This window comes from Paenibacillus sp. V4I3 (assembly GCF_030817215.1).
Taxonomy (GTDB): domain Bacteria; phylum Bacillota; class Bacilli; order Paenibacillales; family NBRC-103111; genus Paenibacillus_E.
Window position 1 is genome coordinate 2,092,762 of record NZ_JAUSZA010000001.1, and the last position, 20,826, is coordinate 2,113,587.

General features: G+C 45.8%; 27 protein-coding genes and 1 pseudogene. 17 read left to right on the plus strand and 11 right to left on the minus strand.

From position 1 onward, the window contains the following. Positions 1-9: 9 nt before the first annotated feature. Positions 10-1,251, plus strand: a complete 1,242-nt coding sequence (locus tag QFZ77_RS09740) for a glycosyltransferase family 4 protein (RefSeq protein ID WP_307438904.1) — start codon at positions 10-12, stop codon at positions 1,249-1,251. A 455-nt stretch (positions 1,252-1,706) separates the two neighbouring features. Here the strand turns inward: QFZ77_RS09740 and QFZ77_RS09745 are convergent, their stop codons facing one another. Next, positions 1,707-2,135 carry a DUF2621 domain-containing protein gene (locus QFZ77_RS09745; protein WP_057305039.1) on the minus strand — a complete coding sequence of 143 codons (429 nt, stop codon included), beginning with the start codon at positions 2,133-2,135 and terminating at the stop codon, positions 1,707-1,709. A gap of 166 nt (positions 2,136-2,301) precedes the next feature. Between QFZ77_RS09745 and QFZ77_RS09750 the strand changes: the two are divergent. From QFZ77_RS09750 to ppnP, 4 genes and pseudogenes are all read left to right on the plus strand, one after another. Further along, positions 2,302-3,430, plus strand: a pseudogene (locus QFZ77_RS09750) (deoxyribonuclease IV). Positions 3,431-3,496: 66 nt separating this feature from the next. Continuing rightward, entirely contained in the window at positions 3,497-4,396 is a 900-nt protein-coding gene (purU, locus tag QFZ77_RS09755) for a formyltetrahydrofolate deformylase (RefSeq protein WP_307438908.1), read from the plus strand. 189 nt (positions 4,397-4,585) lie between these two features. Further along, complete coding sequence (gene tkt / locus QFZ77_RS09760; protein ID WP_307438910.1) at positions 4,586-6,607, plus strand: transketolase; 2,022 nt, start codon at positions 4,586-4,588, stop codon at positions 6,605-6,607. A gap of 80 nt (positions 6,608-6,687) precedes the next feature. Beyond that, on the plus strand, positions 6,688-7,005 hold the full coding sequence (gene ppnP, locus QFZ77_RS09765) for a pyrimidine/purine nucleoside phosphorylase (protein WP_029199427.1): 318 nt from the start codon (positions 6,688-6,690) through the stop codon (positions 7,003-7,005). Between the two features lie 85 nt (positions 7,006-7,090). On the opposite strand, the gene QFZ77_RS09770 is transcribed toward ppnP, so the two are convergent. From QFZ77_RS09770 to QFZ77_RS09780, 3 genes are all read right to left on the minus strand, one after another. After that, entirely contained in the window at positions 7,091-7,468 is a 378-nt protein-coding gene (locus tag QFZ77_RS09770) for a hypothetical protein (RefSeq protein ID WP_307438913.1), read from the minus strand. After that, positions 7,461-7,985: an ImmA/IrrE family metallo-endopeptidase gene (locus QFZ77_RS09775; protein WP_307438915.1), complete on the minus strand. Its 525-nt coding sequence runs from the start codon at positions 7,983-7,985 to the stop codon at positions 7,461-7,463. The genes QFZ77_RS09770 and QFZ77_RS09775 overlap by 8 nt, the downstream gene beginning before the upstream one ends. 205 nt (positions 7,986-8,190) lie before the next feature. Then, complete coding sequence (locus QFZ77_RS09780; RefSeq protein WP_307438917.1) at positions 8,191-8,598, minus strand: helix-turn-helix domain-containing protein; 408 nt, start codon at positions 8,596-8,598, stop codon at positions 8,191-8,193. A 165-nt stretch (positions 8,599-8,763) separates the two neighbouring features. Between QFZ77_RS09780 and QFZ77_RS09785 the strand changes: the two genes are divergently transcribed. The 5 genes from QFZ77_RS09785 (at position 8,764) to QFZ77_RS09805 (ending at position 11,573) form a co-directional block, all read left to right on the plus strand. Then, the gene (locus QFZ77_RS09785; RefSeq protein WP_307438919.1) at positions 8,764-9,183 is read left to right on the plus strand and encodes an ArpU family phage packaging/lysis transcriptional regulator; all 420 of its coding nucleotides are present in this window, start codon (positions 8,764-8,766) and stop codon (positions 9,181-9,183) included. Positions 9,184-9,715: 532 nt separating this feature from the next. After that, the gene (locus QFZ77_RS09790; protein WP_307438920.1) at positions 9,716-10,540 is read left to right on the plus strand and encodes a minor capsid protein; all 825 of its coding nucleotides are present in this window, start codon (positions 9,716-9,718) and stop codon (positions 10,538-10,540) included. Between the two features lie 57 nt (positions 10,541-10,597). Continuing rightward, positions 10,598-10,996, plus strand: coding sequence for a phage holin family protein (locus QFZ77_RS09795; RefSeq protein WP_307438921.1), 399 nt, complete (start codon positions 10,598-10,600; stop codon positions 10,994-10,996). After that, the gene (locus QFZ77_RS09800) at positions 10,993-11,181 is read left to right on the plus strand and encodes a glucosaminidase domain-containing protein (protein WP_307438923.1); all 189 of its coding nucleotides are present in this window, start codon (positions 10,993-10,995) and stop codon (positions 11,179-11,181) included. Before QFZ77_RS09795 ends, QFZ77_RS09800 begins: the two co-directional genes overlap by 4 nt. Before the next feature lie 20 nt (positions 11,182-11,201). Then, positions 11,202-11,573 (plus strand): glucosaminidase domain-containing protein, encoded by a 372-nt coding sequence (locus QFZ77_RS09805; RefSeq protein ID WP_307438925.1) that lies wholly within the window; start codon positions 11,202-11,204, stop codon positions 11,571-11,573. A gap of 332 nt (positions 11,574-11,905) precedes the next feature. Here QFZ77_RS09805 and QFZ77_RS09810 read toward each other — a convergent pair whose 3' ends face one another. Both QFZ77_RS09810 and QFZ77_RS09815 read right to left on the minus strand, forming a co-directional pair. After that, positions 11,906-12,571: a DNA-binding response regulator gene (locus QFZ77_RS09810; protein ID WP_307438926.1), complete on the minus strand. Its 666-nt coding sequence runs from the start codon at positions 12,569-12,571 to the stop codon at positions 11,906-11,908. Positions 12,572-12,664: 93 nt separating this feature from the next. Continuing rightward, positions 12,665-13,948, minus strand: a complete 1,284-nt coding sequence (locus QFZ77_RS09815; RefSeq protein ID WP_307438929.1) for an NAD(P)-binding domain-containing protein — start codon at positions 13,946-13,948, stop codon at positions 12,665-12,667. A gap of 202 nt (positions 13,949-14,150) precedes the next feature. Between QFZ77_RS09815 and QFZ77_RS09820 the strand changes: the two genes are divergently transcribed. The 7 genes from QFZ77_RS09820 (at position 14,151) to QFZ77_RS09850 (ending at position 18,653) form a co-directional block, all read left to right on the plus strand. Beyond that, positions 14,151-15,506 (plus strand): glucose-6-phosphate isomerase, encoded by a 1,356-nt coding sequence (locus QFZ77_RS09820; protein WP_307438931.1) that lies wholly within the window; start codon positions 14,151-14,153, stop codon positions 15,504-15,506. A gap of 169 nt (positions 15,507-15,675) precedes the next feature. Next, positions 15,676-16,317: a YigZ family protein gene (locus QFZ77_RS09825; RefSeq protein ID WP_307438934.1), complete on the plus strand. Its 642-nt coding sequence runs from the start codon at positions 15,676-15,678 to the stop codon at positions 16,315-16,317. Positions 16,318-16,378: 61 nt separating this feature from the next. Beyond that, entirely contained in the window at positions 16,379-17,020 is a 642-nt protein-coding gene (locus tag QFZ77_RS09830; protein ID WP_307438936.1) for a TetR/AcrR family transcriptional regulator, read from the plus strand. A gap of 209 nt (positions 17,021-17,229) precedes the next feature. Next, on the plus strand, positions 17,230-17,454 hold the full coding sequence (locus QFZ77_RS09835) for a DUF1128 domain-containing protein (RefSeq protein ID WP_307438938.1): 225 nt from the start codon (positions 17,230-17,232) through the stop codon (positions 17,452-17,454). A 190-nt stretch (positions 17,455-17,644) separates the two neighbouring features. Continuing rightward, positions 17,645-17,965 carry a hypothetical protein gene (locus tag QFZ77_RS09840; protein WP_307438940.1) on the plus strand — a complete coding sequence of 107 codons (321 nt, stop codon included), beginning with the start codon at positions 17,645-17,647 and terminating at the stop codon, positions 17,963-17,965. 165 nt (positions 17,966-18,130) lie between these two features. Further along, positions 18,131-18,373, plus strand: coding sequence for a spore germination protein (locus QFZ77_RS09845; protein ID WP_063860172.1), 243 nt, complete (start codon positions 18,131-18,133; stop codon positions 18,371-18,373). 19 nt (positions 18,374-18,392) lie between these two features. Next, positions 18,393-18,653, plus strand: a complete 261-nt coding sequence (locus tag QFZ77_RS09850; RefSeq protein ID WP_307438943.1) for a hypothetical protein — start codon at positions 18,393-18,395, stop codon at positions 18,651-18,653. A 22-nt stretch (positions 18,654-18,675) separates the two neighbouring features. Here QFZ77_RS09850 and QFZ77_RS09855 read toward each other — a convergent pair whose 3' ends face one another. From QFZ77_RS09855 to QFZ77_RS09875, 5 genes are all read right to left on the minus strand, one after another. Further along, on the minus strand, positions 18,676-19,011 hold the full coding sequence (locus QFZ77_RS09855; RefSeq protein ID WP_307438944.1) for a hypothetical protein: 336 nt from the start codon (positions 19,009-19,011) through the stop codon (positions 18,676-18,678). Positions 19,012-19,037: 26 nt separating this feature from the next. Next, positions 19,038-19,568 (minus strand): hypothetical protein, encoded by a 531-nt coding sequence (locus tag QFZ77_RS09860; RefSeq protein ID WP_307438946.1) that lies wholly within the window; start codon positions 19,566-19,568, stop codon positions 19,038-19,040. Between the two features lie 8 nt (positions 19,569-19,576). Continuing rightward, positions 19,577-19,795 carry a hypothetical protein gene (locus QFZ77_RS09865; RefSeq protein WP_047681240.1) on the minus strand — a complete coding sequence of 73 codons (219 nt, stop codon included), beginning with the start codon at positions 19,793-19,795 and terminating at the stop codon, positions 19,577-19,579. 174 nt (positions 19,796-19,969) lie between these two features. Then, complete coding sequence (locus QFZ77_RS09870; protein ID WP_307438948.1) at positions 19,970-20,413, minus strand: Hsp20/alpha crystallin family protein; 444 nt, start codon at positions 20,411-20,413, stop codon at positions 19,970-19,972. Between the two features lie 100 nt (positions 20,414-20,513). Then, positions 20,514-20,807 (minus strand): alpha/beta-type small acid-soluble spore protein, encoded by a 294-nt coding sequence (locus QFZ77_RS09875; protein WP_029199178.1) that lies wholly within the window; start codon positions 20,805-20,807, stop codon positions 20,514-20,516. Positions 20,808-20,826: the final 19 nt, after the last annotated feature.

A 20,826-nucleotide genomic window follows, 5' to 3' on the forward strand; every position in this document is an offset into this window, starting at 1 on the left:
GGGAAATTTATGCGCATCGGAATCTTTAGCCATACGAACGTTTTTGAAGATTTTTTTGTAAAAGGCTTAGGTTTAAGTGAGGAAGATTACATTCGGTCCTATCATAACGATTTTTCTTTTGAGTATGCGAGGCTTTTGGAAAAGGACGGAATTGAAACTATTATCTATCTCTTTACGATGAGAGGTAATCAGGTACGCGAATATAAACACCAAATTGTGAACTGCAGGGTTAAATTTATTCCTGTGGGAATGCTGTACAAATGGTATGCGTCTATCCCTTTTTCGGGGCGAACACCTATGGGGAAATACGTATCCCAATTGATGGCGACGACCAACCCAATGATCAAAGATATTGTTAAGCAGGATCAGATCGACATCATATATTGCCAAGAGTATAATACGGGTCGTTTTGAACCTTTATCGAAGATCGCCAAATCTTTAAACATTCCGATTATCGGCGCCTATCATGGCGGAAGTATTCCGAAAATATTGCTCCCTATTAAGAAGCGTACTTTGCACAATGCAGCCTTTCTAACCACGCTTAATATGGATGAGACCAACAATATGCTTAAACATTTTCCTGCCTTGAAAGAGAAAATAAAACTCATCCCGAACTTTGTAAATACGAGCATGTACAAGCAATTAGATAAACATGAGGCTATGAAGTCGCTTGGGCTTGATCCTGCTCAAAGATATTTGATTTCAGTAGGCCGACTATTTGACCACCAGAAGAAACACAGCTTACTTATTCAAGCAGCGGCTCAGTTAAAAGACGTGGAAGATCTCCACATTTTCATTGCCGGAAGCGGTCCGGATGAAGCCATGCTGCGTGATTTGATTAGGCAGCATGGAGTGGAGAACAAAGTGACTCTATTAGGGAATATTCGTGACAAGAACAAATTAGTGAAATATTACAATGCCTCGGAATTTTTCGTGCTTCCATCCGCTTATGAAGGATTACCCTTAGTGATGCTGGAAGCGGGGGCGTGTGGATTACCGACAGTTGCTTATAATGTAACGGGTGTAAGAGGCTTACTCGAGGATAATAGGAATGGCATTATAGTCTATGAAAATAATCCCTATCAATTATCGCTAGCGATACGAAGGCTGCTGGATAATCCCAAACTGTGTGAAGCCTATGGGAAAGCGTCTTACGATACGGTTCAGATTGGATATACGGAGGATATTATAAAAAAGAAGCTCATTGGTATGTTTGAGGATAGCAGATCTAGACAGCAAGGCTACGCTTGAAGAAATTATCGCTTGTAATGTTACGAATTGTATCGTATAATAAAACCAATACATAATGTAACATCGTATAGCATCTTGCGACATTATAACTCTTAATGAGTATGCTTACGAAGCTAGTTTTTTATGAAAACTCTAAGGAGTGTAATTATGATCAAAACAGAAATGGTATATTGTGTTGAATGTGAATCTATAATGTCCAAAAGTAATGCCGATAAGGTATTCAAAACGGGATATTATAAGACGATTATTCCACTGTGTCATTGTAAAGATTGTGCCAACACAGAAATGAATAAAATAATTGTAGACATGTCCGCTGATTCTCAACAGTGTTATTCGGGGTATGAGGTGTCCATGTTTTTATTTGCTTCACCGTAGGCAAAAGAATGAGTGTAATGGACCGTCCTACCAACATATAAAGCCATTCCTACTTTCAGTGTAGGATTGGCTTTTTTCATTTATTGGAGTAAATGCTTATGCGCACTATAGTCAATCTGCTGCTTCTCGAGGAAGCTAGTCAAGCTCTTATAGTCGCGCCGCGGTGTTGCAAGAATGTAACCTTGAATACAGTGGTCACGCGTTACTTCACTTGCATGCGCCTCCAGGGCAACCTGTCCAATGCGAGCTGCGATGGAATGCTTGGCAATATCTCTAAAGGCTGTCGGTACAGGTGATACCAGTTGATCGAGAAATGTTTTAGAGTCCTCTGTCCATAAGTGCCGCGAACTATCCACGTAGTGATTTTGCCAATCCAGCTTCGACTTGCCATCTTCTTTGGGCAGCACCTTTAGGAACTTCCGAAACATGAAATATCCGCCAATGGACATGAACAAAAGCAGGACACATACCCAGAAAATGATGAACCACATGAAAAAATCATTTGCCATTTATTTGTCACCTCACTAGCTTGCATCAATATCTCGTAAGAATTATACCTTATTTCTAGATTTCTTGCGACAATCCTAGTAAAATAGGAAGGTAGTAAACGTAACTACTTTGGTCTTCCATACCTAAGTAGTTGCGTAGTAGACACACAAAAAGGAGTTATCCATTATGCCTAAAATTGGCTCACACGTTTCGTTCTCTGATAAAGGCTTGTTAAATGCAGCTGAAGAGGCAGTCACATACGGTTCTTCCACATTTATGATATACACAGGTGCCCCGCAAAATACGCGCCGTAAACCGATTGAGGATCAATTTGTCGAAGAAGGTAAAGCTGTGATGGAGAAGCATGCGATGAACGAAATCGTCGTACACGCTCCCTACATTATTAATCTAGGTTCTTATAAAGAAGATACCTTTGAGTTAGCCGTACGTTTCCTTCAGGAAGAAATTCGTCGGACAGACTATATTGGCGTTCGCAATATCGTTCTTCATCCCGGGGCTTACACGGACAAGGATGCGGAGTATGGCATTGCCAGAATTGCGGAAGGTCTGAACGAAGTACTTGCAGGGGGTTAAAGATACGAATGTGAACATCGCACTGGAAACAATGGCTGGCAAAGGGACGGAGATTGGCCGCAGCTTTGAGGAATTAGCTGAAATTATGGAACAAGTAGAGTTTAACAACAAATTATCCGTTTGTCTGGACACTTGCCATATTCATGACGCCGGGTATGATATTGTGAACGACCTCGATGGCGTTCTGCATCATTTTGACAAAGTAATCGGTCTAGAAAAGCTTGGTGTTATTCACTTGAATGATAGTAAAAATCCTCGCGGAGCCAGCAAGGACCGTCACGCGCCGCTTGGTTCTGGTTGGATTGGCTTTGAGGCTATGAATAATATTGCCAACCATGAGAAGCTGCAGCATTTGCCTATGATTCTTGAGACTCCTTGGATTGGTAAAGAAGATAAAACGCAGCGTCCGATGTACGAAGCAGAAATTGCTCTGCTCTCTGGTAACCTCAGTGGGCGTTTTGGCAGCGAGTTCTTGGATCATGTAGAGCGAATTGACTTTTTGTTAGGCAAAAAAGAGATTCATTTCCGTGATTTCGTTCTGAATACTTGGGAATTATTGAAAAATGATGCCAAGGCAAAGAAAGCGGACGGACGTGAGCCGCTGGAGCGATTGTATGATATTCTACACGAAGAAAATCTCTTTTCTGACCTTAGCGAGGAGCAGATTAATCAACGATTGATCGTTTGGCTCGCAGGTAAAGAGATACTCAAGAAAGCTTAATATAGATTACAGCAAACTAAAAAGAAAGCTTTCATACAGAAAGTTAAAGCTATTAGGGGGATTAATATGGAACAGGGAAGTACGAATAACTCATTGCGCAGGGAGAGCGTAATGGTGAATAGGGCGAGAATGTTGATCTCTTGTCCGGATCAGCCGGGAATCGTTGCGGCAGTCTCGCAATTTTTGTTTGAATATGGTGCGAATATCGTGCAATCCGATCAATACACAATGGATCCTGAAGGCGGCATGTTTTTCATCCGGATCGAGTTCGATTTAACGGAACTTGGGAGCCGGGTTGACCAGTTGAGAAAGGATTTCTCTGTCGTTGCGGACAAGTTCTCCATGGATTGGAGCCTTTCTCTTGCCAGTCAGAAGAAGCGCATCGCTATCTTCGTATCGAAGGAAGATCATGCCTTGCTTGAGCTGCTTTGGCACTGGCGCGCGGGTGATCTTAACGCAGATATCGCGATGGTCATTAGTAACCATCCGGACATGCAGTCGCTCGTCGAGCCTTTTGGGATCCCATATCACCATATCCCGGTTACCGCGGATACGAAGGCTGAAGCCGAGCGTCGTCAGCTTGAAGTCGTTGGAGACAATATTGATGCGATCGTATTGGCTCGCTATATGCAGATCGTTTCGCCTTCTTTTATTAAACACTACGCAAACCGTATGATTAATATCCATCACTCCTTCTTGCCTGCCTTTGTCGGCGGGAAGCCTTATGCGCAAGCCCATAATCGTGGGGTAAAAATCATTGGCGCTACTGCACATTATGTGACGGATGAATTGGATGGCGGCCCGATTATTGAACAGGACGTTCAAAGGGTTAGCCACCGTGATAACGTCGAAGATTTGAAAAGAATCGGTCGGCATATTGAACGGATCGTCCTTGCTAGAGCGGTAGCATGGCATGTAGAAGATCGAATTATTGTGCATAATAACAAGACAGTTGTATTTAATTAGGCTAGATTAGGCTGTGTCCATTACTGGATGCAGCCTATTTGCTAGTAACTGCTTAGGCTGATGATGTTTTAGCGGGTTATTGTGGCAAAGCCTTAAAGCAAATGGTACAATAATGCAAGCGAGAAAAGTCACTTGTATGTACAAGTCATTGATTGACGAAAATACAGAAATATAGGAGGGAATTTTCGAATGACAGTAACAAACAAAACAATTGAACAATTAGCGGTCGACACGATCCGTACTTTGGGTATCGACGCCGTTGAGAAAGCCAAATCAGGTCACCCAGGTATGGTTATGGGGGCTGCGCCAATGGCTTACGTGCTGTGGAAGCAGCATATGAAGCATAATCCATCTAATCCTAAATGGGTCAATCGTGACCGTTTCGTGCTTTCAGCCGGCCACGGATCCATGCTGCTATACAGCCTTCTTCACCTTTGCGGATATGATCTGCCAATGGAAGAAATCAAAAACTTCCGCCAATGGGGAAGCAAAACACCAGGACATCCGGAATACGGTCATACAGCAGGTGTTGACGCGACTACGGGTCCACTTGGACAAGGTATTGGTATGGCAGTTGGTATGGCCATGGCGGAAGCTCATCTGAGAGAGACTTACAATAAAGAGAATTTCCCTGTAATCGACCACTATACATACGCAATCTGTGGTGATGGCGATATGATGGAAGGCGTTTCATCTGAAGCGGTTTCCTTGGCAGCTCACCTTAAATTGGGCAAACTAATCATGTTGTACGATTCCAATGATATCTCGCTGGATGGCGAGCTTAACATGGCATTTTCCGAGAACGTTGAGAAGCGTTTTGAAGCTTATGGCTGGCAAGTGCTGCGCGTAGAAGAGCAAAATGATCTTGCTGCAATTTCCAAAGCAATTGCTGAAGCGAAAGCTGATACAACACGCCCAACACTGATTGAAGTGAAAACGACCATCGGTTTCGGCAGCCCGAACAAAGGCGGCAAAGGCGGACACGTTGGACCTCACGGATCTCCGCTTGGCGGCGAAGAAGTGAAGCTGACGAAGCAAGCTTATGGCTGGCCTGAAGAGCCGGACTTCTTAGTTCCGGACGAAGTTAGAGCGCACTATGCAGAAATTCAAAAAGAAGGCGCTGCAGCTGAACAAGCTTGGAGCAGCCTGTTGAATGACTACATTAAGGCATATCCAGAACTCGGCAACCAGTTCAGCGCGGCAGTGAGCAATGAATTGCCAGCAGGCTGGGACGCAGATCTTCCGGTTTACAGCACTTCAGACAAGCCTATGGCTACTCGTGTTGCATCCGGTAATGCGATTAATGCGATTGCACCTAAATTGCCGCAATTGATCGGCGGTTCCGCGGATCTGGCAAGCTCGAACAACACCATGATCAAAGGCGAATCCAATTACAGTGCCAGCAACTATGCAGGCCGCAATTTATGGTTTGGTGTTCGTGAGTTCGGTATGGGTACAGCGATGAACGGTATGGCTCTACATGGTGGAGTTAAAATATACGGGGCTACATTCTTCGTATTCTCTGATTACCTACGCGCATCGATTCGTCTTGCTGCTCTTATGCAGCTTCCGGTTATCTACGTTCTAACACATGACAGTATCGCTGTTGGTGAAGATGGACCGACGCATGAGCCGGTAGAGCAATTGCCTGCGCTTCGTGTCATTCCGGGTATCACTGTTATTCGCCCTGCAGACGGAAATGAAACATCAGAAGCCTGGCGTTACGCGATTTCTGAGGCTAAAGGGCCAGTTGCTCTCGTATTGACTCGCCAAAACCTGCCGATTCTCGAAGGAACTGTCCAAGGTGCGAAAGAAAACCTAAGCAAAGGCGGCTATGTTGTATCCGATGCTACAAATGGCAAGCCAGTTGCACAGATTCTGGCAACAGGCTCCGAAGTACAATTGGCTGTCGCGGCGCAAAAGCTTCTTGAAGCCGAAGGCATTAACGTTCGTGTCGTAAGCTTGCCAAGCTTGGAGCTGTTCGAGAAACAGTCCAAAGAATATAAAGACTCCGTCATTCTGCCGGAAGTGAAGAAACGTCTAGCTGTTGAGATGGCTTACCCGCTTGGTTGGGAACGTTATGTTGGCGACCAAGGATCCATCCTTGGTATCTCTACATTTGGAGCATCCGCACCAGGGGATTTGGTTCTCAAAGAGTACGGCTTCTACCCAGAGAACGTAGCAGCTAGAGTGAAAGCTCTATTGTCTTAATTAATTGAAAGCAGCCACTGCCCACCCCCGCGTGGGCTTTGGCCTTATTCTTAGTTATTTTTGAGGGGGAACTATTCATCATGTCCAGCTTTGAAAATGTAACTGTATTAACGAAAGCCAACGTTTATTTCGATGGTAAAGTGACTAGCCGCACAGTTCAATTCGCCGATGGCACCAAAAAAACACTCGGCATTTTGCTACCGGGTGAGTACGAATTCGGAACAGATGTTAAAGAAATCATGGAAATCCAAGCTGGTGAGCTGAACGTTTTGCTTCCAGGCAGCAGCGAATGGATTACCATCAGTGGCCAAGGTGAATTCACTGTTCCCGCTAATGCAAAATTCAAGCTCGAAGTGAAAACAGTTAGCGATTATATTTGCTCTTATATTCATGAGTAATTAAATAGGGAAGAGATATCCCTTCAGATCCCATACATCTATCGGACAAAGTGCCCGATAATGTACGGGATTTTTGCGTCTGGATTTATTTGGATGACCAGGGGTAGAGGGAGCGGATATTCATATGCAGCACTTCCTCAATATCGCTCATGCGTATCCATAGCTGTTGGATGCTTTGTAGAATATCAGTTGGAAGCGCCAAATGTCGCTGTTGAATTCTGGAGATGCTGATACCGATGCATTGGGGGTGTCCTAGATTGACGACAAGGTCATCCAGCAAAACAGTGATTCCAGCCTCTAAGTCGGGGATTTCTTCCATCTTTAGCTTCTGAAACGGAGCGTCTAATGGCACGTACATCGAAGTTTTGTTCCAATCTAGCTCGTGAGGTCGAAAATGCAGCGACATGAGAAAGGGCTGGATGCGCTCTTCATGGAAGTCATAAAAAACAGTAAACTTAGCCATCAGAGGGCGCCCCTTTTTGCTTCAGATGCTCCAGCTTGTCCATGATAAGGCGAGTTGCATCGGACCAATTGGCTGGATTGTATTTGCTAGCTTGACTTTGTGTAAATAGCTGATATTCATGATCCATAATGCCTTGCAGGACACGTCGCTGAATTTGCTCTATGCGAGCTGCTGCAAGCCGATGGGTTACTTGAAATTCTTCGGATAGAAGGGCAATCATTTCGTTCTTTTGCTCGGGCAGCGGCAGTTTCTTAAGCATAGAAATGGGTATTGCCGCGTAGAGCTGGAAGGCCGATGCATCCTGCTCCTGCCAATCGACATAGCGATCTGGCATAATCATTTGGTTGCCGGAATGGCGAAGCACATGACATAGCTCGTGAAGGAAGTCTTCCCACTGCTCTTTGGCAGATAATCGACGGTCTACGTTGATGCTGAATTGTCCGTTATTTTCAACAGCCATGCTGCTCATATCCATCGCATAAACCCAAATATGCAGTTTAGCAGCCAAATTGGTCATGCTAAGCTGAGATGGCTCTTTGATATCATGTTGGAGATATAAAGCTTCGACCCATTGTTCCAGAGGGGTGGTTTGGTAGTGAGTGAACAGGACAAACACCTCATTATAGGAATATATGTTCGTTCATTTAAGGTAAAGAAAAGCCCATTAGGGCTTGGCTTTATTGTAAAAGGATAAGTTCATCAAGATGGCGCTTAAGCCACTGTTACTGCTGACTATCTGGTTTGCGGGTCATCTGCTGCTCTTTGATGAAGTTCCAGAAGCGGAGCATTTCGTCCCGGCGCTCTTTGGGCGCATTTTTGAAATCTTTGAAAAATAAGCTGACTTCAGGATCATCGACTTCCACGGAACTGCTCGGTCCAAATGGTCCTTCTAGCGCCTCTTCTTCCGTTGGAGCAAATCCGGCGAGCAGTAGAAGCTCGTCCTTATCAGCACTTCTAAGCGCATCGGCTAAGGCGATAACCGTTTCCCTGGATGGATTGAAGCGGTTATTTTCTATGGAGTTAATAAACGAATAACTGACACCGGATCTTTCTCCGAGTTCTCTAAGGGAGAAATTGTTCTGCTGACGCAAATGCCGGATTCGAATGCCGAATTGCACCATATCTTTCATCGCTTCATCACCTGTTTCTATTGTAAAGGGTTGGTGGTACAAAAAACAAGAGGGTTCGGAAAGAAGGTTTTGATTTTCAAAACATTTTGTGTTGAATTTTAAAACAAGAAGACGTATGATTTGTTTAGAAATTCAAAACGACAAATTTTAGGAGATGGTCGGAGAATGGTGGAACGTATTTTACACATAGTGCAAGAACAAATTGATCGGCGGGCAACGCGCAAGCGGGTGGAAGAAGTGCTCGAAACGGTTCGTATGTACCGGTTGATCGGGGATGTGCGGAGAGAGAGAGGAGCGATTACGGGCTCGAATCAGTTGCTCAAGGTGAAGGAGCGGACAGCTGTGTACCAGGCAGACACGGAGGAACAACTGGTTGGTTTATGCGCTGAGGTAGAGCAAGCGTTGTTGCTGCTTGATGAACTTGAACAGGAAATGATCAGCAAACGTTATTTGCAAAGGGACAAGTTGTTCGATTTCTTACTGTTCCATGAGCTGAATTTGAGCGAGCGCACGTATCGCCGGGTGAAGGCTAAGGCGATAGCTAAGCTGGCTTACATGCTGCGGCTAGAGGTAATACTTTCTTAATAAATAATGTTGATATGGGGCTTGGGGCTATGGGATGTAGGAAGCAAAGGTATATAAGAGTCGTACAAACAGCTAAGGGATTGTGACCGTAAGTTGGCCGCTTGTTGGCAGTTCGTTAGATTGGGACCGTGGTAAGATCGTTGTGTAGAGTAGTAAGGGAGGTGATTATGCTGAACAGGGCGCATGGGATAATGTCCGGATCGAGCAGATCTAATAGGGCTGCTTACGGGACAATTGGAAGGAGTGAAACGAGTGTTAGTTAGGTCTTTTAGGCAGCGACCGTTTTGAAAAGAAAAAAATGTTTTGAATTTCAAAACACTTAATACCAACACTCAACACTTTAAGACTTAGTGGTAAGCGAGAACGTTGGAGTGAAGTGCTTTAACGATGTTTTACATCGTTACGGTGGGCTCCAGCGGTGATATCGTCGCTGAGACGATATAAACCATGCTTACAAATGAGACAAGAGGCGGAAACGACAGGATGAAGTGTTGTAACGATGATATACACAAGAAGGAGGTGAGAGAAGCGAATGATTAACATGGCAAATCAACTAGCGTTATATCTTAAGTCCGAAGGTATGGGAGCACTCGGGAGAGACATGTTCGTGGATGGTGTTCCATATACCCCCGATGAGGCCATCTGGCTCAGTCACGTTGGTGGCAGCGCAGAGTTCAAGCTGGACACGCCGAGTAGCTGGCGCAAGCTGAGTTTGAACGTGAGAAGCACAACGTCGGCGGGGGCGCAGGATCGCATCTGGAGCGCTATTAACAAGCTGCTCGATCCAGATGACGGTGTCATCGAAGTGGACGGGCAAATCTACACGGTGCAAATTACCGCGCTTCCTGCTGTGCAGGACAAGGATGGGGCAGGCAGGTGTCTCATGAAATCTGTCCTGATCCTTCGGCAAGTAAAGCCTGTTCTAGAAACTTGGCTGAAAGCTATATCCGTATTTACGGAAGCGGCTTTAGGCTCGCAGTGGCGTGTATACCGTGGATTCAACGGTACGTGTCGACCTAGTGTCTCATGGCAGTGTTTGAGCGTACAGAGTGCGTCGGCGTCAAGAGGTGCTTGCCAGCTTACGAAACAATTCGTTGGACAGATTGCTGCGAGGTCGGCAAATGAATATCAGTTGGCCGCTCAAATATTACTGCTGGGACTGGCTGAACAAGCTAAATTGCCAATGGGAGGCGCTGAAAGCAGGTGGTTAACGGTGATTAATTCCAGCGCAACGCTGCGCTCGGGGGATTTGTCCACGGGAATACTGACCGTTATCTTAATGGGAGCCGCTTCAGTTCCGCAAGGTACGTTATCTCTCATGGCTGGCGTACACACAGTATCACAAATTCATAATTGAGGTTTCTTAATCCCTACAGCCTCCCCAACCAATCTCAACAGAAAGGAGCAAAAACGAATGAACCAAATCGGTTTTAACCTGATTTCTGCCACGCTCGGAGGGTTCGCAACCTATGCCTTCGGCGAGTGGAACGAACTTCTTAGCCTATTTCTAATGGCGATACTCGTCGATTATGTAACGGGCATTGCCGCCTCGATGAGGGAGCAGCGTGGACTTAATAGCCAAGTTGGCTACTGGGGACTTGCCCGCAAAGGGCTAATGCTGCTCGTGATTATGCTGGCTCATCGCATGGATATTCTGATGGATACAGACCTGATGATGACGGGAGCGATTTATTTTTACTTGGCGAATGAGTTTATTTCCATTACAGAAAATTACGGACGATTAGGGCTGCCGTTGCCCAGCTTTTTGAAGCAGATGATTCAAGTGCTGCGAGGCAAGGAGGAAGGGTTATGAGCAAAGAAAGCTTTATTGATCAATTAGCTCCAGCCGCACAAGCGGATATGCGGGAGTTTGGTATTTTAGCTAGTGTCACGATCGCTCAGGCTATTCTGGAAAGTGGCTGGGGTCGATCTGCTCCCGGTAACAATTTGTTTGGGATCAAGGAAGAGATCAGCAGCAAGTTACGCAGGAATCCATAAAAGGCAAGTGGATACAAATTGTGGACGGCTTTCGAGTATACGACAACTGGCGCGATAGCGTTCGCGAACATTCGCTGCTGCTTGCTCACAATCCCAGATACGCAAATGTACTACATGAAAGAGACTACAGGTGCGCTAGTCAAGAGCTGCAGTGCGCAGGTTATGCAACAGAACCGCAATACACGGACAAGCTGATTCGGATTATTGAAGGGAGCGAGCTAACTTGTTTTGATCAGATAGAGGAGAAAAGGGGGTATATGATGAGTTCTGATGATGCATATAAGATTATTAACTTCTTATCCGCTGCTTGGATGAGCACAGAGGATGTAGAAGCTAGAGTGGAGTTACACCATTTGGCTGACGAGCTTCGGAAAGCGTCTGGGCAGCAATAGGCTTCTGATACTCAGCAAAGGTCCGATAATCATCATGTTGCTGACTTAACACGTAAAATGCCAATAACGCTTCAGCTCGAACCAAAATAAGAGTCCCTGGGGACTCTTATTTTGGCACTTTCTCTTCACTTGAGGTAAATAGAAGCCTCCAAAGACTCTTATTTGCGTAGATATTCCAATCTGGTGCCGCTTTTTTAACAAATAGAAGTCTTTAAAAGCTTCTATTTTCACTTAAACTCTAGAATTAGCACAAATAGAAGTCCCAAAAGACTTCTATTCTGGGTTCCGTGGGAGCACCAACCAATTTTGGCCGTAACCCCCTCAATATTAGCCTAAACGAACAATTTCCGCCCTGCAGGGTCCAGAATGTAAGAGCGAATTCTCTGCTCTCCACTGGCCGGCTTTATTATCCCTTTCCTGTGCAGGCTATGAAGCCACTTTCTTGCGTGTTCAACTCGGATGCCCAGATGGTCAGCAACTACATGCGGTTTAAGCGGATCTATGGTACTTGCGGCCAGCCGAGCGATTTCTTTTTCTCGATGAGTGAGTGATATAAGTTGAGTTTGATCGCCATACCATCGCGCCATGATGTTGAGGACGACTTGTTGGCAGCGTCGCGGATGCTGGGTGATATCATCAAGTGAGAACCGAAAAACCTTCCATTCGTCCAAAACCAACTGATTCTGCCGCATCAGGTTATCCCCGAAACGAGAGCGGTCAACATCCCGAGCATGCGGACCGTAACCGTCGATCTCGAAACAAATCCGATGTGGCGGACGGAGATGTACAAAGTCGACAAATCTGGTGTTGTCCTGAAAATCCCTAACTTCATATTCCGGATGAAGATGGAGAAAATGTCCAATGAGCGGCCACCAGATTTGCTGCATAAACTGTTTTTCAGCGTAGCCATGTCCCTCTCTTAATCGGCGCAGACGCTCTCCTGTTCGTTTCTCCTCATGGAACCTAACGAAATTTTCATGTTCTCTAAGAAAATCCATTGCGCCAACCTCCCTGGAAATCAAAATACCGCCTCTCCCAAAAGGGAAAGACGGCATGTTCTTCACGCGTCATTTTATGTAAATTATTATCTCCTACAAAGCATACTCAATATGATCCTCAATATACTGCTCCAGCTTGATCCGCACATAAGGCGGCAAGGCGGAGAGCATGCAGCCATAACGGAAGTTGCGGCCGTCAGGGTCAATGCGAATCACGCGAGCGGTGATTGGAGGCAGCTCCGCTTCTTGCGGGAAGTGGATGACGATGAACATGTCCGGCGCAAGCGGGGCGGCAGATGTGATCTGCAGTCCGCTCTCGGACAAGTCGAAGAGGGTGCCGTCGATGTTTTGGCCGGAGAAGGAACCTTCCTGCTCCCATTGGTAAATGGACAGCTTCAGGTTGATGTCCAGCTTCACGCGCGTGTTCCGGCGGCGTTCGCGGCCAGAAAGCGGCGATGCCGGCCTCTCTGCAGCAACGATAGGCTCGCTCGGTCTAATGACCTGCTGACCCATCCAGTCTTCATAACACTGAATGACGGAACTCAAGTCTTCCTCGCCTAGTCCTTTGCTTAGGCCAATCTGGAATAGGCTTGTAGCTGATTGAAGCATAGGCGTCGGCAGCTGGAACTTGCCCGTAATTTCCTGAGCAAGCTGCAGATCCTTCAGCATCAGCTTCAGGGAGAATTGATTGCTGAAATCGCGATCGATCATTTTATCGCCTTTTAGCTCAACTTGCTTGCTGTTCGCTCCGCCGAAGCGAACAATCTCTAAGAATTGAGCAGGGTTCACCCCTGCTTTAACCGCAATCGATAAGCCTTCGGCTAAGCCGGCTAAATTAATGCCCACCATCGTGTTGTGGGCAAGCTTGGCGTACGAGCCGGAACCGCTCGGCCCGAGGTAAAGTGCTTTGCTGCCAAGTGCGAGGAATACATCGTGATGCTCATCGAACACTTCTTGGCTGCCGCCGACCATGAAAGTTAGCGTGCCTGCTTCGGCAGCAGGTTTACTGCCAGTGACAGGCGCGTCGAGGAAGTCGACGAAATGTGCCGCGAGTTCCTCAGCCAGCTTTTGACTTGTTTGTGGGGCTACGGTACTGGAGTCTATAATCGTGAGTGCTGGATGAATGCCACTCAGAATGCCCTGCTCACTGTAGAACGTTTCTAATAGTGAAGCATCATTGCTAAGCATTGTAATCAGAACATCCGAGCTGCGAGCTACATCAGCAGGGGACAACCCCACTTCAGCACCAAGACGGGCCAGCTCGTCCGCTTTTTCAGCAGTCCGATTATATACAGTTACCATAAAACCTTTTTGAATAAGGTTAGCAGCCATGGGTTTGCCCATAGTGCCAAGTCCAATAAAGCCGATACGTTTCATGATCCTTCACCTCTAGATTCATTTTATCATGGTAAATATAACCTGTGAATTCTTTTATAGGGATCTTTGGTCGGAGACCAAAGTCTCTCCACTTACGCGATCGCTCATTGAATGTCATCCAATATATGATCGCTTACTTGCTTTTGGACAGGCAAATAAGTATGCTAGGAAAAGGAAAAAAATAGAGATGGAGGCGAACATAGTGAGTAAGAAACTACAATTTGATTACAGTAAAGCACTATCCTTTTTATCCCAGCATGAGGTTGATTATTTGGCGGCTCAAGTAGAGCTAGCGCATGAACAGCTGCATAACAAAACGGGTGCAGGTTCCGATTATTTAGGATGGGTTGATCTTCCTGAGAATTATAATCGTGAGGAATTTGCTCGTATTCAGGCTTCCGCTAAGCAAATTCAATCCGACTCCGAGGCGCTTGTTGTTATCGGTATCGGCGGTTCCTATTTGGGAGCACGCGCGGCGCTGGAGATGTTGTCTCATTCTTTTTATAACATTTTGCCAAAAGATAAACGTAAGACGCCTGAGATTTATTTCGTTGGAAATAACATCAGCTCTACATATGTTACGCATTTGCTTCAACTGCTTGAAGGCAAAGATTTCTCAGTAAATGTGATTTCGAAGTCCGGTACGACAACAGAGCCAGCGATTGCTTTCCGTATTTTCCGTGAATTGTTAGAGAAGAAATATGGTAAAGAAGCTGCGCGCAAACGTATCTATGCTACAACGGATCAAGAGAAGGGTGCTCTCAAAACACTCGCTACAGCAGAAGGTTACGAAACCTTTGTCATTCCAGATGATGTAGGCGGACGTTATTCGGTATTAACTGCTGTTGGTTTACTGCCAATCGCGACAGCTGGTATTGATGTGGAAGCGATTATGAAAGGCGCGGCGGATGCGCAGCATGAGTTCTCTAATCCGAAGTTGAGTGAGAATCAAGCCTATCAATACGCTGCTGTTCGAAATTCGCTCTACCGCAAAGGGAAAACGATCGAAATTCTCGTTAACTACGAGCCTTCCTTGCATTTCGTATCGGAATGGTGGAAGCAGCTGTTCGGTGAAAGCGAAGGAAAAGATTACAAAGGTATTTATCCAGCATCGGTGGACTTCTCGACGGATTTGCACTCCATGGGTCAGTTCGTTCAAGATGGCAACCGGATTCTGTTTGAAACGGTCATTCAAGTTGATCAAGTGGCTGATCATATTACAATTGGCACAGATCCTGATGATTTGGACGGACTCAACTTCCTGAGCGGGAAAACGATGGATTTCGTGAACAAGAAAGCTTTCCAAGGCACAATGCTTGCTCACACGGACGGTAACGTACCGAACCTGATCGTGACGCTGCCGGATATGACGCCATACTCCTTCGGATATATGGTGTATTTCTTCGAAAAAGCATGCGGTATCAGCGGTTACCTGATGGGTGTGAATCCATTTGACCAACCAGGCGTTGAAGCGTATAAAAAGAACATGTTTGCCCTCTTAGGCAAACCGGGTTATGAGAAGGAAAAAGCTGAGTTGGAAGCACGCTTGCAGAAGTAATTCAATGAATGCCAAGCAGAGAAACGATCAATCCTATCGGATTGGTCGTTTTTTCCATTGAAAATTTCCATTATTTATGTGGTAAATTTTCTTTCTATATTGTCGAAGTCAAAGGATGTGTGTAGAATATAATGAAACAGATGTTTCCTTCTACCAAGAAAGGTCGGCTATGCTAGCACATTTCAAAACTATCCAATCGTACGGATCGTCGGAAATCATCATCAAGAAGTCGCGTTTCATCGGTCATGCCAAACCGGTAGAGTCAGAAGAAGAAGCTACCCTATTTATTGAAGCTATCAAGAAGGAACACAGGTCGGCCACACATAACTGCAGCGCTTATGTCATCGGAGAAAAGGATCAGATTCAGAAGCAATCTGATGATGGGGAACCGAGTGGTACAGCAGGAAAGCCGATTCTGGAAGTGATTAAGCATCAAGGACTTAAGAATATCGTTATCGTCGTTACCCGTTATTTCGGCGGCATTATGCTTGGCGCGGGCGGACTCATTCGGGCTTATACGGATGGAGCCGTGGTAGGCATTGAAGCAGGACTTCCAATTTATAAAGTCAATCATCAGCAAGTGTTGATTGAGGTGGATTATACGTGGTATGGCAAACTCGAGAACGAACTGAGAAGTCAGGGGATGCTCCTAGGGGACATTCAGTTTACGGATAAAGTGACTGTAGCATGTTATCCTTTGGCAGCGGCAGCGGAAGCATTTATCAACTGGGCAACAGATTTTACACAAGGTCAAGGCATTGTTATCGCAGGAGAGAACGAATACATGGTTCATAAGAGCTTGCCGGAATAGGCAGGCTTGGGGTACAAGGCACAACTAATTTCATAGAAGCTAAGGATGCGGAGGGATAGGAATGGCTAGGAAAGCAGTCGCGCAAGAGCTTAGCAGAGAACGAATACTTGCGGAAGCGCGGGAATTATTCGCAACTTTCGGCTATCGTGCTTTAACGATGCGCAGCATCGCAAAAGCAATGGGGTACAGCCATGGTGCGTTATATTACCATTTTAACGAGAAAGCTGAACTGTTTTATGCGTTAATTAAGGAAGATTTCTCCGAATTAGTACAGCGTCAGCGGGAAATGATCGTTCGTGAGCAAGGATATAGCGTGAATCTGCTTCAAAAGCTAATGATGGAGTTCGTCTGGTTTGGTTTAAACAATCCGCATCACTACGAAATGATGTTCATGATTAACGAGCCAGAGCTGCAGCAATATTCGCGTACCGAGCAAGCACAATCCATGGAAATGTTTGCTATTGTCATCCGCCAAGTGATGGCCGGGCAACCCGGATCCGAGAGCAGGAAGTTTACGCTTCCGTGGAATTTGTTTATGTCCTTACATGGCCTAATTTCGTATTGCATTCAGTTTAAACAATCCTTCGAGGAAGCGCGGAAACTGGCTGAAGAGCATATCCGTCTCATCTGTGTCAGCTTAGATTTAGATTCCTATGAACAACAGCGTCCGCTTGTGACACTTGTCAATACAGAATCTGCATAAATTCACCTAGATATACGCACGAAAAAAGCCCCTGTTTAGTTGCTTCATAGCAACCAAACCAGGGACTTTTTCATTCATTTTGGAACTATACTCAATCCGTCGTAAATGGATTTCATTTTACAACATCCGATAAGTGCTTTAGAATAACAGAAGGGGAGCTTGCTCCTTAATGTGGCACACGCGCTTAGAGGAAGGAAGAACATAAAGCTATGGATTTGAACAATTGGTCGGAAGAAAACGTGGAATATATGTTTGAAGAAATTAAGAGAAAGCTGCGCATGGCTACCGGTGGGTCGATTAAAGCCTCGAACGTCAAGCAGGAAGTATACGAGGACTTGAAGGACTTGTACGACTTGGTCGTCAGCAAAAATAATTTCAGCATTAGCGAAATCGATGCGATTACCACAGAGCTTGGTAAGATTCGTAAAGCATAAGCACTTTTTATCAATAAAATTGTCGTTATCTTGGTCTTAGGGCTGGAGATGCGGCAATTTTTTGCGTTGAACGGAGAGAGGGCAACTGCGTATTTTTACCGGAGAAGGGACAGCTATCCAAGCGATGTTACCTACACAGTCGTACACTGTAGAGCAATGTATCTCTGTTGGCTGAAGGAGGTGGACGTTCGTGGCATCCAAAATTCGTAAAGATGACGTTCGGAAATTGGTCGGGAAAAATATCGTGGCTCTTAAGAAAGACGGAACTCAAGTAACTGGTAAATTGGTGCGAATCAGCGGTAACACGTTGATTGTTGCTCCACAAAAAGGCAAAAAGGTTCAAGTAAAAGCCATTATTCCATTGGTTTTGTTTGATCTGTTAGCGATTGGTACATCACCTTTTGCTTTTGGTGGATTTGGTGGAGGATTTGGCTATGGCGGTGGCTTTGGTGGTTACCCATATGGCGGTAACTTCTATGGCGGTGGCTTCGGTGGTCCAGGATTCTGGTAAAGGAGGACTCTTTCCCAATTAGGGAAAGGGTCTTTTTTTTATGGAACTTGAAGTTAGGCACCATTTCAGCTCTGTATGAATAGGCTAACATACAAGTCTCCGGCCAAAGTCCCTCAAGCTGGGCAGAAGAAGCTGGAAGTTAGCCAAGTATAGGGAGTGAGCAGTGTGCCGAGTTCCATCGTTTTTAACATGATTAATATTAATAACCAGAATACGAATGCAACCATCGGGATCGGTGAGAATGCGCAATCCAGCTGGGATTCACACAGCAAAAATAATTACGGAACCGGTCAATGGATCGGAAATTCCGTCTCTGCCAATATTGTTAATTTCATCTATGACAACGACTTTATTGATTCACCAATTAATGATCAGGATTTTAAACCAGCTGTCACTAACCAAGTATAGTTGAATGGTGGGTGAAACCATGTTGAAATTACCGTGCCCACTAGATCCGCCGCTCATTGAATTCGATTCTATCCATGTTAATTCCATATCCGAGGCATCCGGTATTTTTATTGGCACCAATACACAAGTGAATTGGTCTACAAGTGGGAAAGGGAACCTCGGCCTTGGAGAAATAAACGGTGATTATAATTACGTACTTTATAATATCAACACGGTTTACGATAATGACATCATCGATGCACCTTATACCAAAGGGGACTTGATCATTGGCCGTGTATAAAAAAGAATACTCCGCAGCTGCTTCAATCAGCAGTTTGCGGAGCCTTTGTCGTATGTTCCGCCTGCGGGCTGGTGGGAGCTGAGGTGTAGCCGGATGTCTGAGCCTGGTTGGTAATCATGTCCTGCAGCCAATCGGGCGTTTCGTTATCGCCGATATTGAGCATATCAAGGAAATCGGAGTCGTTGAGCATAGAACGAGTTCCGACTAACTGATTGTTGTCGCCTTCGACAGCGCCAAAGCCTTGGACCGTTTTCTGATTGCTTTGAAAATCGGTCGGCCAATTATTGCCCATATTGATGCAGGACGCGCTTTGTACCGATCCGATGCGGATTGAGCCGATAATGAACGTTGGGGACATGAAGGAGGACACCTTGTATCACCTCTTTACGATTTGGACTGTGGTGGTGTGTATTTATAACCGGTCGAGGTTCGCTCGGTTTTCGGAGTATCAGCAGCTTGTGAAGCAGCTTCTACACCTTCAGCAGCTGTACGAGAATCGGCGGCCTTACTTTCTTTTGACACATGAGCACGTTTAAAAGCTTCATCAACCGGTACACTTTTCTCACTTGGCTTGGCACCGAAATTGTTACCTAAATTCAAAGAACCGCTCAGTTCCTTGATATCGAGTTGATCCAGCCGAAAGGTTAAGTTTTCTAAAACAGGTTGATGGATATGCAGGGTATCTATATGTATCTTCGGGTGTTTGGCAGTGAGATCAGCCAATTCTTCTTCCAATTTGCGAAGACGCCGTTCTAATTGTTGAACATGCTGATCATGAACGGGAGACACGGCTTTAACTTCTGATCTACCTCCAGAACTAGCTTCAGTTCTAGCTGGGGTTGATGCTTTAGCTTTAGCTGTTCCTGTAGTTGGCTGCGTTTTGGGCGGGGACGTTTTCTTTTTTTGAAACCACATGAGTATTCTCAGCTCTTCCGTGTAGATGGTTTAACATCAAAGGTGTCGCCATCTTGGACAGTATGCTTGCCACCCAGAATAACATTATGCTCCCCGCTTATTTCCCCGAGCCCCTGATTAAGCTTCTCGGAATGACGTCTTCCGATGATCCGATTCGTACCCCTATTCACACTGGATGTTTCGGCGATTCCATCAATATGTATAGATTGAAATTGTATGCGCACCACAGTAATCCCTCCAATCCTGCATCTCCTAACGATCTCTTTTATTTATATGGGGACAAAGGGAGATTCATTTCTCTTTTTGGTAAAGATTAATTTTTGGATATGAAAAAGATTACCAACCAATCAGCCAGTAAGGCTGGTTAGAAGGTAATCTTTATTTGGTTTACAGTGTGCTCGTTACGTGAACTGTATAGGGATAACTTTCTCTCCATCCGGAGGAGCAAGCGGGATTCGAATGATGAGCAAACCGTTGTGATACTGCGCCCGCATTTGATCGGTCATAGCGTTACTGGGCAGGCGGAAAACTCTCTCAAATGCTCCAAAGAATCGCTCGGACAACCGCATTTGCTCATCGATTACTTGGTAAGGCCGAACGAGCATCCCGCGCATAAGCAGCGATTGGTCACGGAAAGAAAGCTGAATCTGCTCGGGCGAAGACAATCCGGGAACTTCAGCCACAACAACAAGTTCCTGTGGTGTCTCATACATATCAACTCTTGGCCCGGTTAGCGGGATGATACTGGCAATATCCTGCCAGAATTCGGGGCCCAGCACATCACCAGCTTGCGCCGACAGCCCTTTCCAGTCGGGCTTAGGCGTTCGGTTGCCTGGGGGATTCATCAGCCATCATCACCTGACTTCTACATAGAAAGTAGCGCTGCGAGCAGCTTGCTACTAGTTTATGTACACCCGCGGCGGAATATGGCTGTCTGTCACGAACCTATCGCTGTGGTGGCCGCTGATTCGCGAGCTGCTGCTGCGCCATTCGCACAAGCTCACGCACCATTGCCCCGCCAATTGGACCACCGACCTTGCCCGCGTCTTCCGAGCTAAGCTGTCCGTTGTAGCCTTGCTGAAGGGGAACGCCAAGCGTTCGGGCTACTTCATATTTTACGAGATCAGGTCGTTCTGGGTTGACATTATACCCCTGATTCTTCATGACTTGCGCCTTGAGCAGTCCCAGGCCGTGTTCCGATCCGGGCACGATGGCCCGGTTGCTTCTTCTTCGTGCCATTAGGCATCACCTCTTGGTG

What these genes read in the sequence shown, in the direction of transcription:
- QFZ77_RS09875 (WP_029199178.1), bottom strand. Translation starts at nt 20,807, where the DNA reads ATGGCACGAAGAAGAAGCAACCGGGCCATCGTGCCCGGATCGGAACAC.
- QFZ77_RS09860 (WP_307438946.1), bottom strand. Translation starts at nt 19,568, where the DNA reads ATGTGGTTTCAAAAAAAGAAAACGTCCCCGCCCAAAACGCAGCCAACT.
- QFZ77_RS09855 (WP_307438944.1), bottom strand. Translation starts at nt 19,011, where the DNA reads ATGTCCCCAACGTTCATTATCGGCTCAATCCGCATCGGATCGGTACAA.
- QFZ77_RS09870 (WP_307438948.1), bottom strand. Translation starts at nt 20,413, where the DNA reads ATGAATCCCCCAGGCAACCGAACGCCTAAGCCCGACTGGAAAGGGCTG.
- purU (WP_307438908.1), top strand. Translation starts at nt 3,497, where the DNA reads ATGGAACAGGGAAGTACGAATAACTCATTGCGCAGGGAGAGCGTAATG.
- QFZ77_RS09835 (WP_307438938.1), top strand. Translation starts at nt 17,230, where the DNA reads ATGGATTTGAACAATTGGTCGGAAGAAAACGTGGAATATATGTTTGAA.
- QFZ77_RS09800 (WP_307438923.1), top strand. Translation starts at nt 10,993, where the DNA reads ATGAGCAAAGAAAGCTTTATTGATCAATTAGCTCCAGCCGCACAAGCG.
- QFZ77_RS09830 (WP_307438936.1), top strand. Translation starts at nt 16,379, where the DNA reads ATGGCTAGGAAAGCAGTCGCGCAAGAGCTTAGCAGAGAACGAATACTT.
- QFZ77_RS09790 (WP_307438920.1), top strand. Translation starts at nt 9,716, where the DNA reads ATGATTAACATGGCAAATCAACTAGCGTTATATCTTAAGTCCGAAGGT.
- QFZ77_RS09825 (WP_307438934.1), top strand. Translation starts at nt 15,676, where the DNA reads ATGCTAGCACATTTCAAAACTATCCAATCGTACGGATCGTCGGAAATC.
- QFZ77_RS09745 (WP_057305039.1), bottom strand. Translation starts at nt 2,135, where the DNA reads ATGGCAAATGATTTTTTCATGTGGTTCATCATTTTCTGGGTATGTGTC.
- QFZ77_RS09740 (WP_307438904.1), top strand. Translation starts at nt 10, where the DNA reads ATGCGCATCGGAATCTTTAGCCATACGAACGTTTTTGAAGATTTTTTT.
- QFZ77_RS09770 (WP_307438913.1), bottom strand. Translation starts at nt 7,468, where the DNA reads ATGGCTAAGTTTACTGTTTTTTATGACTTCCATGAAGAGCGCATCCAG.
- QFZ77_RS09775 (WP_307438915.1), bottom strand. Translation starts at nt 7,985, where the DNA reads ATGACCAATTTGGCTGCTAAACTGCATATTTGGGTTTATGCGATGGAT.
- QFZ77_RS09795 (WP_307438921.1), top strand. Translation starts at nt 10,598, where the DNA reads ATGAACCAAATCGGTTTTAACCTGATTTCTGCCACGCTCGGAGGGTTC.
- QFZ77_RS09780 (WP_307438917.1), bottom strand. Translation starts at nt 8,598, where the DNA reads ATGAAAGATATGGTGCAATTCGGCATTCGAATCCGGCATTTGCGTCAG.
- tkt (WP_307438910.1), top strand. Translation starts at nt 4,586, where the DNA reads ATGACAGTAACAAACAAAACAATTGAACAATTAGCGGTCGACACGATC.
- QFZ77_RS09785 (WP_307438919.1), top strand. Translation starts at nt 8,764, where the DNA reads ATGGTGGAACGTATTTTACACATAGTGCAAGAACAAATTGATCGGCGG.
- QFZ77_RS09850 (WP_307438943.1), top strand. Translation starts at nt 18,393, where the DNA reads ATGTTGAAATTACCGTGCCCACTAGATCCGCCGCTCATTGAATTCGAT.
- ppnP (WP_029199427.1), top strand. Translation starts at nt 6,688, where the DNA reads ATGTCCAGCTTTGAAAATGTAACTGTATTAACGAAAGCCAACGTTTAT.
- QFZ77_RS09810 (WP_307438926.1), bottom strand. Translation starts at nt 12,571, where the DNA reads ATGGATTTTCTTAGAGAACATGAAAATTTCGTTAGGTTCCATGAGGAG.
- QFZ77_RS09815 (WP_307438929.1), bottom strand. Translation starts at nt 13,948, where the DNA reads ATGAAACGTATCGGCTTTATTGGACTTGGCACTATGGGCAAACCCATG.